Source organism: Streptomyces sp. NPDC047117, from assembly GCF_040643545.1.
GTDB lineage: Bacteria > Actinomycetota > Actinomycetes > Streptomycetales > Streptomycetaceae > Streptomyces.
In genome coordinates this window covers 292,199-307,013 of the sequence record NZ_JBEYUN010000005.1, presented here as the reverse complement: position 1 = coordinate 307,013, position 14,815 = coordinate 292,199, and the positions used below count along the sequence as shown (strand labels likewise).

13 protein-coding genes are annotated in these 14,815 nt (G+C 70.0%); 10 read left to right on the top strand and 3 right to left on the bottom strand.

The annotated features are described in order from the left end of the window. Window positions 1-116: 116 nt before the first annotated feature. From ABZ840_RS12060 to ABZ840_RS12050, 3 genes are read right to left on the bottom strand one after another with little or no spacing between them, the layout of a single operon-like run. Window positions 117-644, bottom strand: coding sequence for a flavin reductase family protein (locus ABZ840_RS12060; protein WP_361557337.1), 528 nt, complete (start codon window positions 642-644; stop codon window positions 117-119). Further along, window positions 641-1,927, bottom strand: coding sequence for a cation:proton antiporter (locus ABZ840_RS12055; protein WP_361557334.1), 1,287 nt, complete (start codon window positions 1,925-1,927; stop codon window positions 641-643). The genes ABZ840_RS12060 and ABZ840_RS12055 overlap by 4 nt, the downstream gene beginning before the upstream one ends. Before the next feature lie 36 nt (window positions 1,928-1,963). After that, window positions 1,964-3,514: a tryptophan halogenase family protein gene (locus ABZ840_RS12050; RefSeq protein WP_361557331.1), complete on the bottom strand. Its 1,551-nt coding sequence runs from the start codon at window positions 3,512-3,514 to the stop codon at window positions 1,964-1,966. A gap of 337 nt (window positions 3,515-3,851) precedes the next feature. Here ABZ840_RS12050 and sbnB point away from each other — a divergent pair, with 337 nt between their 5' ends. The 10 genes from sbnB to ABZ840_RS12000 all read left to right on the top strand — a co-directional run bounded on the left by sbnB (window position 3,852) and on the right by ABZ840_RS12000 (window position 14,803). Further along, entirely contained in the window at window positions 3,852-4,913 is a 1,062-nt protein-coding gene (sbnB, locus tag ABZ840_RS12045; protein WP_361557328.1) for a 2,3-diaminopropionate biosynthesis protein SbnB, read from the top strand. A 14-nt stretch (window positions 4,914-4,927) separates the two neighbouring features. Next, on the top strand, window positions 4,928-5,905 hold the full coding sequence (gene sbnA, locus ABZ840_RS12040) for a 2,3-diaminopropionate biosynthesis protein SbnA (protein WP_361557325.1): 978 nt from the start codon (window positions 4,928-4,930) through the stop codon (window positions 5,903-5,905). 247 nt (window positions 5,906-6,152) lie between these two features. After that, window positions 6,153-8,372 (top strand): MMPL family transporter, encoded by a 2,220-nt coding sequence (locus tag ABZ840_RS12035; protein WP_361557322.1) that lies wholly within the window; start codon window positions 6,153-6,155, stop codon window positions 8,370-8,372. A 174-nt stretch (window positions 8,373-8,546) separates the two neighbouring features. Beyond that, window positions 8,547-9,338 carry an AfsR/SARP family transcriptional regulator gene (locus ABZ840_RS12030; RefSeq protein WP_361557319.1) on the top strand — a complete coding sequence of 264 codons (792 nt, stop codon included), beginning with the start codon at window positions 8,547-8,549 and terminating at the stop codon, window positions 9,336-9,338. Between the two features lie 152 nt (window positions 9,339-9,490). Beyond that, complete coding sequence (locus tag ABZ840_RS12025; RefSeq protein ID WP_361557754.1) at window positions 9,491-10,504, top strand: LysR family transcriptional regulator; 1,014 nt, start codon at window positions 9,491-9,493, stop codon at window positions 10,502-10,504. A 49-nt stretch (window positions 10,505-10,553) separates the two neighbouring features. Continuing rightward, complete coding sequence (locus tag ABZ840_RS12020; protein WP_361557316.1) at window positions 10,554-10,832, top strand: acyl carrier protein; 279 nt, start codon at window positions 10,554-10,556, stop codon at window positions 10,830-10,832. Window positions 10,833-10,858: 26 nt separating this feature from the next. Then, on the top strand, window positions 10,859-12,094 hold the full coding sequence (locus ABZ840_RS12015; protein ID WP_361557313.1) for a beta-ketoacyl-[acyl-carrier-protein] synthase family protein: 1,236 nt from the start codon (window positions 10,859-10,861) through the stop codon (window positions 12,092-12,094). After that, window positions 12,094-13,194: a beta-ketoacyl synthase N-terminal-like domain-containing protein gene (locus ABZ840_RS12010; protein ID WP_361557310.1), complete on the top strand. Its 1,101-nt coding sequence runs from the start codon at window positions 12,094-12,096 to the stop codon at window positions 13,192-13,194. The genes ABZ840_RS12015 and ABZ840_RS12010 overlap by 1 nt, the downstream gene beginning before the upstream one ends. Window positions 13,195-13,293: 99 nt before the next feature. Then, complete coding sequence (fabG, locus tag ABZ840_RS12005) at window positions 13,294-14,040, top strand: 3-oxoacyl-[acyl-carrier-protein] reductase (protein WP_361557307.1); 747 nt, start codon at window positions 13,294-13,296, stop codon at window positions 14,038-14,040. Between the two features lie 55 nt (window positions 14,041-14,095). Further along, window positions 14,096-14,803, top strand: coding sequence for a DsbA family protein (locus ABZ840_RS12000; protein WP_361557304.1), 708 nt, complete (start codon window positions 14,096-14,098; stop codon window positions 14,801-14,803). Window positions 14,804-14,815 lie beyond the last annotated feature (12 nt).

The window sequence follows — 14,815 nt, the reverse complement described above, 5'->3', positions numbered from 1 at the left end:
CGTCAGGAACGACCTTCTTGTCGGGGCTCCACGACCACACGGGCGGCCAGCACGAAGGCCCGGCCGGTTGAGCGGGCCGGGCCTTGCGGGGTGAGAGGGGTGGTGCCGACGGAGCCTCAGGTCCGGGACCAGGAGCGGAACTGCCGCAGGCCGTAGAGGAGCGGCGGTACGCCGTGCCGCCGGACGATCCGGCGCGCCTGGCCGAACACGGTGATGTGGTCGCCCACCTGCTGCGTCAGCGTCACATCGCAGTCGGCGACGGTGTGCGCGTCCCGGATCAGGTGCGGCCCGGCCGTGTCCGGTGTCTCCTCCCACGGCAGCGCGTGGAACCGGTGCGGGTCGCCGGAGGCGAACAGCTCGGCCGCCTCCTGCGCGCCCTCGTGCAGCAGGTTGACCGCGAACATGCCGCTCTTGAGGATCGCGGCCAGCGTAGGACTGCCGTCCCGCAGGCAGACCAGCAGCGTCGGGGGCGCGAGCGAGACGCTGCACACCGATGAGCAGGTCATCCCGCGCGGCGCGCCTTCGTGGTCGGTGGTGGTGACGACGGCGACGCCCGTCGGGAAGCTGCTCATCATCGCGCGGAAGTCGTCGGGGGTGGCCTCGTCGGCCAGGACGGTGGGTGCCTGTACGGCGGGGTCGGTCATCGCGTGCCGCTTTCTGTCGCTACGGGTATCTCCTCGGGCCCGGTGCTCCGGCCCGTACGACGGTCGAGGAGGTTCAGGAGCGGTCCGGTCATCGCGGTGGTCGCCAGCGCCATCACCACCAGCGCCAGGACCAGGGGCGCGGTCAGGATTCCGGAGCTGAGGCCGGCCTGGAGCACGATCAGTTCGGTGAGCCCACGGGTGTTCATCAGTACGCCGATCCGGCGCGCGGTGCCGCGCGGCTGCCCGGCCCACCGCGCCCCGAGGTAGCCGCCCACCGTCTTGCCCAAGGTCCCCAGCACCAGGGCCACCACGATCAGCAGCCAGGAGGTGGCGGCGAAACCCTCGGCCAGCACGGTGACACCGGTGACCACGAAGAAGGCCGGGGCCAGCGCGCGTCCGGCCCTGGAGACGGTGGCCACCGCCCGTGCCCAGGGGGCCTTCTCGTCCCCGGGGATCGCCAGCCCGACCAGGGCCGCGCCGAGGATGGCCGTCATGCCCATGTGCTCCATGGTCAGGGCGACGGCGATCGCCGCGGCGCCGAGCACGACGGCCACGGTCCGCGGCAGTCGCTCGCACACGCTCCGTGCGAAGCGCGTCCGCAGCCCGTACCGGATGACCAGCGCGCACAGCACACCGGTCAGCAGCGCGCGCACGGATGCCAGGGAGTCGGCGAAGTCCTTCGCGCCCAGGCTGACGGCGACCGTGAGGAGCAGCCAGCCCAGTGCGTCGATGACGACGGCCGCGGCCAGCGCCAGCCGGCCCGCCGTCGATTCGCTCATGCCCCGGTCCGCCAGGATGCGCGCCAGCACCGGCACCGCGGTGATGGACATCGACACCGCGATCATCAGCACGAAGGCCGGCAGCGGCGCGCTGCCGCGGGCCGCGCTGTCGCCGCTGACCAGCACCCAGCCGGACAGCAGGAGCCCGGTGAGCAGGGGAGGTACCAGGGACCCGAAGGCGACCCAGGCCGTGGCCCGCTGTGGCGGCCGGTTCGGCCCGAGCCGCAGTTTGTGGGCCAGGCCGACCAGGAAAAGCACCAGACCGGCCTCGGCCGCGAGCTTGATGAGGTCGAACACCGGGCCCGGCAGGAGCAGGTCGAAGGCGCTCCTGCCGAGTGCCACGATCACCAGGGGCCCGGCCAGCAGGCCCATGGTGATCTCCCCGATGACCTCCGGCTGGCGCAGCCGCCGGGCCAGTTCCCTGCCCAGGGCGGCGAGCAGCAGGACGACGGCCAGTGCCGCCACCGCGTGCGCGAACCGCAGCAGGAGGTTGAGGGCGTCCATTCCGATGGAATCCTTTCCCGGTCGGCCCGGCGGCCCTCAGCCCACCTGCGTGAAGTAGTCGTACGCCTTCGGCAGCACCTTGGTGAGCCGCTGCGTCTTCTCCCGGATCTGCTCGAACTCGCGCAGCGCGGCCGAGTTGTCGGACAGCGCGAGCGCCGGCGACGGCTTCAGGTCGATTCCGCCCATGCCGAGCAGGACGCACATGTACGAGTACGGCGGCAGACCGTGGTAGTACGGGTAAACCGTCTCCGAGTCGGGAAGCTGCGTCTTCCACTTCTCCAGGCGCTCCGCCAGCGAATCCGGAATCTTCCGGGTCTTGGTGTCACGCCAGTACTGGGTGTCCTGTCGCTTCGCGGCGACGTAGTGCAGCACCAGGAATTCCCGCACACCGTCCATGACATGGGAGACGGCGGTGTTGTAGCTCTCCCGCTGGACCGGGTTCCAGCTCTCGTCCGGGAAGTACTTCGCGAGCTGCTCGATGGCGTGGTGAATGAAGAAGATGCCGGTCGACTCCAGCGGCTCGACGAATCCACTGGAAAGGCCGATCGCCACGCAGTTCTTCACCCAGGAATTCTGGCTGCGGCCGATCCGCATACGAATGTGGTTCGCCTCGACGTCGGCCGCGGCCGGTCCCACGAATTCACGCAGCGTACGCTCCGCGTCCTCCGGGGAGAGGTAGTCCTTCGCGTAGACGTAACCCGTGCCGACCCGGCCGGTCAGCGGGATCGTCCAGATCCACCCGGCGTCCTGGGCGGTGGCGGTGGTGCACGGCAGAATGCCGCGGCGCTCCATGTCCATGGGCACCTGCAGCGCCACCGCGCTGTCGTTCGGCAGGGTGTCCTGGTAGGAGATGAACGGCTCCTCCAGCGCCTTGTTCAGCAGCAGCGACCGGAATCCGGTGCAGTCGATGTACAGGTCGCCGGAGAGGTCCCCGTGCTCGGCGGTGCGTACCCCGGTGATCCAGCCGCGCTCGTCCAGGGAGACGTTCTGGACGTCGTCCACGATGTGCTTCACGCCGCGCTCCACCGAGTACCGGGTCAGGTACTTCGCGAGCAGCGCTGCCTCGAACTGGTAGGCGTAGGGGAACTGGGTCTTGCCCTGGTGCTCCGACATCGTCAGGCCCTGCATCTCTTCCGCGCCCTCGTCGAAGGGCTGGTCGATGAGGGTGCCGTCGAGGTGCCGCGGGCTGCAGCCGGCGTCGATGATCGAGGACATGACGAAGCAGTCCTTGTCGAACCGGTCGGTGGGCCGCTCCTTGAGCCACCAGTCGGTGAGCGGGAAGCCGTTGACCGACCGCATCTGCTCGAAGGGGTGGTAGAAGTAGTGGCCCGGCCGGCGCCAGTTCTCGAAGCGGACGGCGAGCTTGTACGTGGCGTTGCAGGCCGGCATCCAGTCCTTCTCCTTGAGACCAAGGAAGTCGAAGAAGTGCCGGATGTCACTGAAGGTGGCCTCGCCGACGCCGACCGCGCCTACGTTCCCCGATTCGACGAGCGTGATGTCTATTCGGTCGCCGAAGGCCGCCTTGAAATACGAGGCGGTCATCCAGCCTGCGGTACCGCCGCCCACGATCACGACTTTGTTGAGCACGAGGGGTCTCCTGTCGGTATCTCCACGAATTCCGGTACCGGAAAAGCCGGTCGACCGGACGACGGTGACTCCGGCCCGATGATTCAACCGTGCGGGGTGGCGCCACCAAGGAATGACCGTAGGCCGAGGGGGAAGGGCGGACCAGGTCATTAAGCGGTCCACTAAAAACGCAGGTGGGCTTCTGTCCGGGCCTGATTCGGGCGGGTTTTACCGCGCGTCAGCACAGTGTCAGTGCGGACCGGCAACATTGCCGCGCGAATGGTGACGGGACGTCGAACCGGTGGCGCTCCGTCGAGGTGGCAACGGGTCCACCCGCCTACTTGCAATGGAGTTGTGCATGACACAGCAAGTCCATGTACCGCCGTTCGCCGTGATCCCGGGCGAACAGGTGCATCGCGTTCTGGCCGGACACGAGAAGCGCACCCTGGAACTGGTGGCAGAGGCCTACCGGGTGCACGGCGAGGGCGACACGGTGAACCCGCCCTCCTACTTCCTGCGCTTCCCCGACCGCCCTTCCTCGCGCATCATCGCCCTGCCCGCCTCGATCGGCGGTGGGACACGGGTCGAGGGGCTGAAATGGATCTCCAGCTTCCCGGAGAACGTCGCGGCGGGGATACCCCGCGCCTCCGCGGTCCTGGTGCTCAACGACTACGACACGGGCTATCCGTTCGCGTGCCTGGAAAGCTCGATCATCAGTGCGGCCCGCACCGCGGCCTCCGCCGCGCTCGCGGCCGACCTGCTCTCCCGCGACCGGGACCGCCCGCGCCGGGTGGGGTTCATCGGCACCGGGCTGATCGCCCGCCACATCCACACCTACCTGGCCGGCACAGGCTGGGACTTCGACGAGGTCGGGGTGCACGACCTGTCCGCCGAGCACGCGGCGGGCTTCGCCTCGTACGTGACGGACTCCGGAGCCGGCGGCCGGGTCACCGTGCACGAGCGGGCCGAGGACCTCGTCCGCTCCTCGGACCTGGTGGTCTTCGCGACCGTCGCGGCCAAGCCGCACGTCACGGACGTCACGTGGTTCGCGCACCACCCCCTCGTCCTCAATGTCTCGCTGCGCGACCTCGCGCCGCAGGTGCTGCTCGACTCGGCGAACGTCGTGGACGACATCGAGCACTGCCTGAAGGCCGACACCTCGCCGCACCTGACCGAGCAGCTGACCGGCAACCGGGACTTCATCGACGGCACGCTGTACGACGTGATCGACGGGCGGCTGCGCGTCCCGGCGGACCGGACGGTGGTCTTCTCGCCGTTCGGCCTGGGCGTCCTCGACCTCGCGCTCGGCAAGCACGTGTACGACGCGGTGCGCGAGAGCGGCCGACTGCACGTCGTCGACGGCTTCTTCCACGAGATCGACCGGTACGGGCGCTCCGGTGTGCCCGACGGCCGTTCCTGAGGCGGGGGGTCGGAGTGCCCGTCATCTCCGCGCCGGGGGAATTCCACGTGGAGGATCTCTACGTGGACCTCCGGACCACTCTCGACGCGCCGCTGTACTTGAAGTGCGAGGGCTTCAACTTCGCCGGCTCGATCAAGCTGAAGGCCGCGGCGTCGATGATCGCCGACGCCGAGCGCAGGGGGGCGCTCACCGCCGACTCGGTCATCGTGGAGTCCTCGTCGGGCAACCTCGGCGTCGCCCTGAGCATGATCGCGGCCGACAAGGGCTACCGCTTCCTGTGCGTGACGGATACCCGCTGCAACCTGGTCACCAGACGGCTGATGGAGGCGATGGGCACCCAGGTGCACATCATCACCGAGCCGGACCCCGAGACCGGGTTCCTCGGCGCCCGGCTGAACCACGTACGGCAGCTGTGCGCGTCCGACGACCGGCACCTGTGGCTGAACCAGCACGCCAACCCGCACAACTGGATGGCTCACCACCGCACGACGGCACCCTCCATCGCGGCGCACTTCCCCGAGCTGGACGTGCTCTTCGTCGGCGCCGGCACGACGGGCACCCTGATGGGCTGCGCCCGGTACTTCAAGGAGACCGAGCGCCCGGTCACGGTGGTGGCCGTCGACTCCGTCGGCTCGGTGACGTTCGGCGGGCCGCCGGGGCCGCGGATGATCCCGGGGCTCGGTGCCGGTGTCCGGCCGCCGATCCTCGACGAGTCGTACGTGGATGACGTGGTGCACGTGCCGGAGGCCGAGGCGATCCGGGTCGCACACCGGCTGGCCACCGGCGGCTACCTCTTCGGCGGCTCCACCGGAACGGTGATCGCCGGAGCCGTCGGCTGGCTGGCCGACCACCGGCCGGGCGAGCCGGTCACGGCCGTGGCGATCTCCCCGGACCTGGGCGAGCGCTATCTCGACACCGTCTACCAGAGCAACTGGGTCGGTGACCTCTACGGATCACACGTACTGGACCGTGACTCGATCCGGAGCCGCTGACGGCCTCCGGTGCGGCACGACCGGCTCACGGCAACACGGCTCCCGTACCCCGCCCGGGGACGGGAGCCGAACCGCTTTCCGGGCCTGTCGGTCACGGAGCTGCTGGTCAGGGGCGGTTGGCCACTGACTGTCGGGCCGGCACTTCATCTCCTCTCTTCGGCTTACGGTTGACGGCTCGCTACTGCACCTGTAATTGTTCTCTTACACCCGTTGGGCGGTCGTGACGACCTCGAAGGAGCTGGGGACAGTGAAGAAACAGCCGATCACCGTGAGGGTGGCGAGCTGGAGCGCCTTGCACTCGGGACGGGCGATCGCCACGTGGTTCGCCTTCGTCGCCGTGTGCCTCGCCATCGGCATCGCGGTCGGCACGAACAGTGCCGTCGCCAAGGACTACCGCGTGGGTGAGTCCGGGCGGGCCGAGGCCATCGCCACCGAGGCGCACCTCGAACGCAAGCCGACCGAGCAGATCATGTTCAGCGCCAAGGACGGCGCCCTGGACCGGCCTGCGGCACGCAGCGCCGCGCAGGACCTCACCACCCGGATGGCCAAGCTTCCCGAGGTCCGGAAGGTGGCCGACCCGGTCCTCTCCGGGAACGGCAAGATGCTGATGGTCGAAGTGACCATGAACGGCGTCAAGCGCGAGGCGCTCAACCACGTCGACCCGCTGCTGGAGCAGACGGCGGCGGTGCAGAAGGCCCACCCCGACCTGCTGGTCGAGGAGACCGGTGACGCCTCGGTCAGCAAGGGCCTCAACAAGCAGCGCAGCGACGACCTCGCGACGTCCGAGGCGATCACCTTCCCGGTCACCCTGGTGACGCTGCTGATCGTGTTCGGCTCGCTGGTCATGGTCGGCGTGCCGCTGCTGCTGGCGCTCTCCTCGATCGCCGCCGCCGTGGGCCTGTCGATGATCGTCTCGCACCTGGTGCCGGACGCCGGCGTCGGCATGAACGTCATCCTGCTGATCGGCATGGCGGTCGGCGTGGACTACACGCTCTTCTATCTCAAGCGGGAACGCGAGGAGCGGGAGAAGGCGGCAGGGCGGCTCAGTCCGGAAGCGCTCGTCGGCATCGCCGCGGCGACCGCGGGCCGGGCGATCGCGGTCTCCGGACTCGCGGTGATCGTCTCCAGCGCCACCCTGTTCCTGGCCACCGACATCATCTTCTCCTCGCTGGCGACCGCCACCATCCTCGTCGTCTTCGTCGCCGTCGTCAGCTCGGTGACCGTGCTGCCCGCCCTGTTGGTGAAGATCGGCCGGCGCATCGAGCGCCGGGCGGCCCGCCGGGAGGCGAGCGGCAAGCGGCCGAAGCTGCCCAAGCCGGAGCGCACCGGTCGGGTGTTCACCGCCCTGCTGTCGCCGGCGCGCAAGCGCCCGGTGGCCACGCTCCTGGTGTCGGTGCTCGTGATGTTCGGACTCACGCTTCCCGCCTTCGGCATGGAGCTGCGGGTGCTGAACAAGGACACGCACTCCCGGGCGATCCCGGAGATGCAGACGTACGACCGGCTGAACGACGCCTTCCCCGACCGGCGGTCCGAGCACTGGGTCGTCGTGCGCAGCGACGCGGCGCATGTCGACGCGACCCGCACGGCCCTGCGCGAGCTGGCCCAACGGGCCCAGAGCGACCCGATGTTCTCCAAGAACGAGCCGAAGGTGCAGTCGTCGGCCGACGGGCGGACCAGTGTGATGACGCTGGCCGTACCGCACCGGCTCAGCTCTCCCGAGGCCACCGGCTCGCTGGACCACCTGCGCGCCGACTACCTGCCGGCCACCCTCGGCAAGGTCCCGGGCGCCGAGTACGGCGTCGACGGACCGGTCGCGGTCGACGTCGACTACCTCGCCCACCAGAACGAGAAGCTGCCGCTCGTCGTCGGGTTCCTGCTGCTGCTGACCTTCCTGATGACCGTCCTGGTCTTCCGCTCGGTCGTCATCGGCGCGATCGGCGTGGTGCTCAACCTGCTGTCCGTCGGCGCCGCGTTCGGCCTGGTGGTCGTCTTCTTCCAGTGGGGCCTGGCCTCGACGCTCTTCGGGTTCGACGAGAGTGCCACCAGCGCCATCGGCTCCCGGGTACCGCTCTTCCTCTTCGTGATCCTCTTCGGTCTGTCGATGGACTACCAGGTGTTCGTCGTCAGCCGGATCAAGGAGGCCCTGGAGAACGGCCGGTCGCCCCGCGAGGCGGCACTGGAGGGCATCGAGAAGTCCGCCAAGGTCGTGACCAGCGCGGCCGTCGTGATGGTGACCGTGTTCGCCAGCTTCATGCTGCTGCACCTGGCCGAAATGAAGCAGATCGGCTTCAGCCTCGCGGTGGCGGTGCTGTTGGACGCCTTCATCATCCGGGTCATGATCCTCCCGTCCGCCCTCATCCTGCTGGGCGACACCGCCTGGTGGCCCTCGCGCAAGCTGCGCCGCGCGGGAACGGGTTCCGCAACCGGTGGCAGCACGACCACCGCCCCGGCGTCCTACGTCTCGTAGGCCGCCGGCCCCCAGTCGGGCGCCGGACCGGATCCCCCGCCGGTTCGGCGCCTCCCGCTGTGCTGGGGCCCATACCATCGTGGCGCCCCGCGGTGCGTCAGATGGTATTTCCCCGGCCGGCCCTCGCTCGGCACAATCGAGTCGCTGCTGCCGAAGTTAACGGGGGATTTGGCTGTGGAAATCAATGTGCTGGGTTCGCTTTTCCTGTCGCAGGGCACCGAACGGTATGCCGTGGCATCCAGACGCGCCGGCGCCATACTTACTCTGCTGGCTCTTCAGCCCGGCTCCCCGGTGCCATTCGACCAAATAGTGGATGAACTCTGGGCGGACCGCTCGATGGTCAACGCGCGGAATGCGCTGCAAGCCAATGTGGGACGGTTGCGCAAACTTCTGAAGGTGATCACGGGCCGAGAAGGTGACCTACTCGTTCGTACGGTCGGCACCGGATATGTTCTGGAGGCTCCGGCCGAGACGGTGGACGCGCATCGGTTCGGACAGCTGGCGGACACCGGAGCGGCCCTTGTCCACCACGACCCGGCCGGCGCGGTCGCCGCGCTGGAGGCGGCGCTCGCCCTGTGGCGCGGACCCGCGCTGCTGGACACCTGCGACGGTCTGCGGTGCCGGTCCTGGGCCGCCCACCTGGAAGAACGTCGAATCACCGCGTACGAGGACCTGATCGCGGCGAAGCTCGTGGTCGACGCCGAGCGGGTGTCGCTGGCGGAGCTGCGCCAGTTGGCCGCCGAGCACTCCGGGCGCGAGCGCCTCAGCGAACTGCTCATGCTGGCCCTGTACCGCGACGGCCGGCAGGCAGAGGCGCTCGAGGTTTTCCACGGAGCGCGCCGTCGGCTCGCCGACGACCTGGGACTGGAGCCGGGGCGCGCTTTGCACCGCGCCTACCAGGCGATCCTGACGCAGGACGACACCCTCGGAGAGCCTCGTCGAGCCCTTCTGCGGATGGCTATGTAGAAACCTTCCGAGCTCCCGCTTTCCCGCCCGGAGCTGCGTTTTTACGAACGCGTCCGCAGTTTGAATTCCGTCGCGGGCCCGCTTGTGAAGGACGGTGGACGAAATGTGACCGTCCTGTTAGCGTGTGGATCTCCTCGGCCTTCGATGCCGAGGTGGCACGCGTGACAAGCGTTGGTTCAACGGGGGATTGTGTGGATGTCGAGCTGCGCCATGCCAGAATAGTGACCGTAATCAGCCGGGTCGGGAGTATTTCCAAGGCCGCGGCCGAACTGAGTGTTCCGCAGTCGAGTCTGACGGCTCAACTGCGCCGTATCGAGAAAGCAGTGGGCGGCCAGCTGTTCATCCGTTCCCCCGCCGGCGTCGTGCCCACGGCCCTGGGGGAGCGGATCATTCCCATGCTGACCGAATTGGTCCAGCGGGCCGACATGGTGATCGTCGAGGCGGCGGCGCACGCCTCGGACGTATTCCGCTTCGGGAATGCGGAATGGACGCCGCCGTCCTTGCGCACGGCGCTGCAGTCCTCCATGCCCACCACGGAGGTGCAGACCGAGACGCTCAGCCCGGCCGCCGCCGTGGAGTCGGTACGCCGCGGGTCGCTGAGCGCCGCGCTGATCCCCAGCATGGCGCTGTCCGCGCCGGCCAGTGAGCCCGAACCCGCCCTCGCCCGGCAGGTCGTGGTGCGCGAGCCCGTCTGGCTCGCGCTGCGGCCGGGGCATCCGCTCTGCCGCCTGACCGCCGTGGAGACGCGCCACCTCGCCTCACTGAGCTGGGTGTGCTACGCCCGCGACCACTGGTTCCACCCGATGGAACAGCACCTGTTCGCCAAGTTCGAACGGGTCCGGCCCGATGTGCTGCACTACGTCGACGGTCACCACGAAGCGATGAGCTGGGTGCGTGACGCCGACGCGGCCGCGCTGACCACACCCACCGGGGCCACCCGGGACGTCTCCCTGGTGCCGATCCGCGGCACGGAGAGCACCGAGATGCTGATGGTCTGGCGCAGCGGGTCCGTCGCCCGGAACACCCTGAGCCAGCTGGTCGAGACGGTCCGCAGGTACTACTGCGAGTACGCGCGGACCATCCCCCGCTACTGGTCCTGGCTGAAGGAGAACGCCGCCGAGTTCCCCGAGCTGCGGCACCACTTGGCGGCTCCTGTCAGTCCCTAGTCAGTCGGTTATCAGCCCCGTGTCAGAGCGGTTCGCGAGCATCGTCGCCATGACTACTGCGAACCAGCTGGACACCGAGAGCCGCGCCACGATCAAGGGCATCATCTGTGACGTCCTGGAGATCGAGCCGGACGACATGACCGACACCAGCCGCTTCAAGGAGGACCACGCGGCGGACTCCATGGGTGCCATCGAGATCCTCTCCCAGCTCGAGCGCGCCTTCGGGATCGACATCGAGCAGGCCGAACTGGCCCGGATGGTCAACCTGGAGTGCGTCGTCAACGTTGTCGGCGAAGCCGTGGCGGCCAAGGCGGCCCCGGCCCACTAGGCGCCGGCGACGGAGGACGGGAGCACATGGTGTACGACAGCGATCAGCGACCGCGCCGCGTGGTGATCACCGGCCTCGGCACGGTCACCAGTATCGGCCTCGGCGTCCCGGCCTTCCTGGCGGGGCTGCGGTCCGGGCGCAGCGGGGTCAAGCCGATCACGGCCTTCGACACGACGGGGTTCGCGCACGCCAACGGGTGCGAGGTCGACGACTTCGACCCGGCGGACTGGATCCGGCAGGTGAACCCCGAAGAGCTCGGCCGGGCGACGCAGTTCTCGGTCGCCGCGGCTTCCATGGCCGTGGCGGACGCGGGCCTGGACCCGGCGGAGCTGCGGCGCCACCGGTCGCTGGTCTCCGTCGGCACCACCGACGCGGAATCCCGGGACCTCGACGCCCTGGTGGGCACCCAACTGCAGGACGGGCCCGAGAACTTGGCGCCCGGCGTGGTGCGTCGGGCGCATGCCGGGCGGCTCTCCACCGGGATCGTCCGCGAGCTGGGCCTGGTCGACGTGGAGGCGCTCACCCTGCCCACCGCCTGCGCGGCCGGCAACTACGCCATCGGCAGTGGATTCGACGCGATCCGCGACGGCGAGGTGGAGTTCGCGCTGTGCGGCGGCGCGGACGCGGTCTGCCGCAAGACCTTCGCCGGCTTCTACCGGCTCGGCACCATCGCGCCGGAGGTCTGCCAGCCCTTCGACAAGGACCGCAAGGGCATCCTGACCGGCGAGGGCGCCGGCATCCTGCTGATGGAGAGCCTGGCATCGGCGCGGGCGCGCGGCGCCCGCATCTACGCCGAGGTCCTGGGCTACGGCCTCAACTGCGACGCGCACCACCCCGTGGCACCCGACCAGGACAGCCTGGCCCGCTGCATGGAGGTCGCGCACCGCAACGCCGGGGTCAAGCCGCAGGACATCGACTTCATCTCGGCACACGGCACCGGCACCCGGGCCAACGACGTGACCGAGACCGGCGCCATCCGGCAGGTCTTCGCCACGCCGCCGCCGACCATCTCCATCAAGTCCATGATCGGGCACTCCATGGGCGCGGCGAGCGCCCTGGCCTCGGCGGCCTGCGCGCTGGCCATCACCGAGGGCTTCATCCCGCCCACGATCAACCACCGGGAGACCGACCCGGAGTGCGGTCTGGACTGCGTACCCAACGTCGCGCGGCCCGCCGAACTGAACGTCGTCCAGAACAACGCGCTCGCCTTCGCGGGCAACAACGCCGTGCTGATACTCGGCCGGTACCGGGAGGCCGCGTGATGTCCGAGCTCGTGCTCTCCGCCTGGTCGGCGGTCTCTCCGTACGGTGTCGGCACCGAGGCGTTCACCGAGGGCATCACCACGGCCCGCAGCGCCGTCGGCGAGCTGGACACCGAGGCCTACCCGGGGCCCTTCGACCGGTGCGGCCTGGTCCCGGACTTCACCGCCGCGGAGTACGTCGGCAAGAAGGGCACCCGCACCATGGACCGGGTGACCGCCATCGCCGTCACCGCGGTCGGCCGGCTGCTCGCCTCGTGCGACGACGCGCTCACCGAGGCGCCCGAGCAGGTCGCCCTGGTGCTCGGCACCGGCTCCGGCAGCGTCCAGAGCATCATGGACTTCACCAAGGACTCGCTGCAGGGGGAGCGGCCGTACCACGTCGACCCGTCCCGCTTCCCGAACACCGTGATGAACCGCGCCGCCGGTTCGAGCGCCATCTGGCACGGCATCAAAGGGCCCAACACCACGGTCGCCGGCGGCTCGCTGACCGGGCTGCTCGCCCTCAGCTACGCCGTCCGCCTGCACCGCGGCGGCCACTGCGCCCGCGTGCTGTGCGGCGCCGCGGAGGAGTACTCCACCCAGCGGGCCTGGCTGGAGTGGCACGGCCGCACCCCCGAGGAGCGGGACACCCCGCTCGGCGAGGGCAGCGCCGTCTTCCTGCTGGAGAGTGCCGAGGACGCGCAGGCCGCCGGGCGCGGCGCGCTGGCGAAGATCCTTACGACGCGCTTCCGGGCGTACGGCGAGCCGGCCGAGGCGGGCGAGGCGCTGGCCGCGTGCGTGCGCGGCGCGCTGGAGACGTCCGGCGTGGCGCCCGAGAACGTACGGCTGGTGGCGCCGTTGGGCGTCGGCGGCACCCTCGCGGAGAAGCTGGAGGAGACCGCCGTCACCGACGCGCTCGGCGCGGCGCGACCCGAGTGGATCCGCTGCCGGCCGCTGCTCGGCGACACCTCGGCGGCCGCCACCAGCCTGCAGCTGGCGGCGGTGCTCGCCGCCGCGGGCGGTTCCGGCCTCGGCCCCGGCGAAGCGGCGCTGGTCACCGGCATCGAGCGGGACGGCACCGTGGGCTGCGCGGTGCTCGGCGGCGCCGGCTCCCGCGCCTGAACGACCCTTCCGCACCACCGGCCCCTGGCCGGGCCGCCTCCGAGCCGGCCCGGCCAGGGCCCGCGCATGCCCGTAAGGCACCCATCGAGGAGAAGAAGCATGTCCGCAACCGATCGACGCGTCGCGCTGGTGACCGGGGGCTCACGGGGCATCGGCCGCCACGTGGTGACCCGGCTCGCCCAGGACGGCTACGACGTGGCCTTCTGCTACCAGGCGAACAAGGAGGCGGCCGACGCGGTCGCCGAGGAGGCCACCGGAGCCGGGGCGCGGGTGTACGCGGCACAGGTCGACGTCGCCGCGCACGACGCGGTCCGCACCTTCGTCCGCGACAGCGAGAGCACGCTCGGCCCGCTCCACACGGTCGTCTCCTGCGCGGGTATCGTCCGCGACAACCCCCTGGTCATGCTCGGCGAGGCCGACTGGGACGCGGTGCTGCGGGTCAACCTCGACGGCACGTACAACCTGTGCAAGGCCGCCGTCTTCGCGATGATGAAGCGCCGGGCCGGCTCCGTGGTCACGCTCTCCTCCGTCGCCGGGGTGTACGGCAACGCCACGCAGACCAACTACTCCGCGACCAAGGCCGGCATCATCGGCTTCACCAAGGCCCTGGCCAAGGAGTCCGGACGGTACGGAATCCGGGCCAATGCCGTCGCGCCGGGCTTCATCGAGACGGACATGCTGTCCGGGCTCACCGACGAGCACGTGACGAAGATGACCGAGCGCATCCCGCTCGGCCGGTTCGGCCGCCCCGAAGAGGTCGCCGACCTGGTGTCGTTCCTCGCGTCCGACCGCGCCTCGTACATCACCGGACAGGTCTTCGGGGTCGACGGCGGACTCGTCGTCTGACGCCCCGGCCCCACCGGACCGCAACACTCCTCCTCCCGGAAACAGGACCACCACCATGCCCAAGAACAAGACGCCGCGGTGCTACTTCAGCCTGCGCAGCCCGTACTCCTGGCTCGCGTACCAGGAGTTGACCGAGCACCACCCCGACCTGGTCGAGCAGCTGGAGTGGGTGCCCTTCTTCGAGCCCGACGCGCTCAGCGCCCGGATGCTCGACGACCAGGGCGGCCGCTTCCCGTACTCCGAGATGTCGCGGGAGAAGAACCGCTACGTCCTGCAGGACGTCGGGCGGCTCACCAAGGCCCGCGGCATCACGGTGACCTGGCCGGTCGACCGCGACCCCGTGTGGGAGGTGCCGCACCTGGGATACCTGGTCGCCGCCCGTGAAGGCCGCGGCCACGACTACATCGCGGCCTGCTACCGGGCCCGCTTCGGCGAAGGGCGCAACATCTGCGACCGCGCCACCATCGCCGACATCGGCGCCGCGCTCGGCATCGACCGGCGCCGGATCGCCGACGCCGCGGACGACCCCGAGCTGCGCGCCGAAGGCCTCCGCGCGCTCCTGGACGTCTGCAAGGACGGCGTTTTCGGCGTGCCCTTCTTCGTGCACGGCTTCACCCGCTTCTGGGGGCTGGACCGGCTCGACGCCTTCCGCACGCACCTGCGCTCCCAGGCACAGCCGGCGACGTCCGTACCCGAGCCGCTGGTCGGCGCGGTGGGCCTGGGCCGCTCCGCCGAAGACGGGCACGCGGGCGGCTGCGGCTGACCAGGGCGGCGC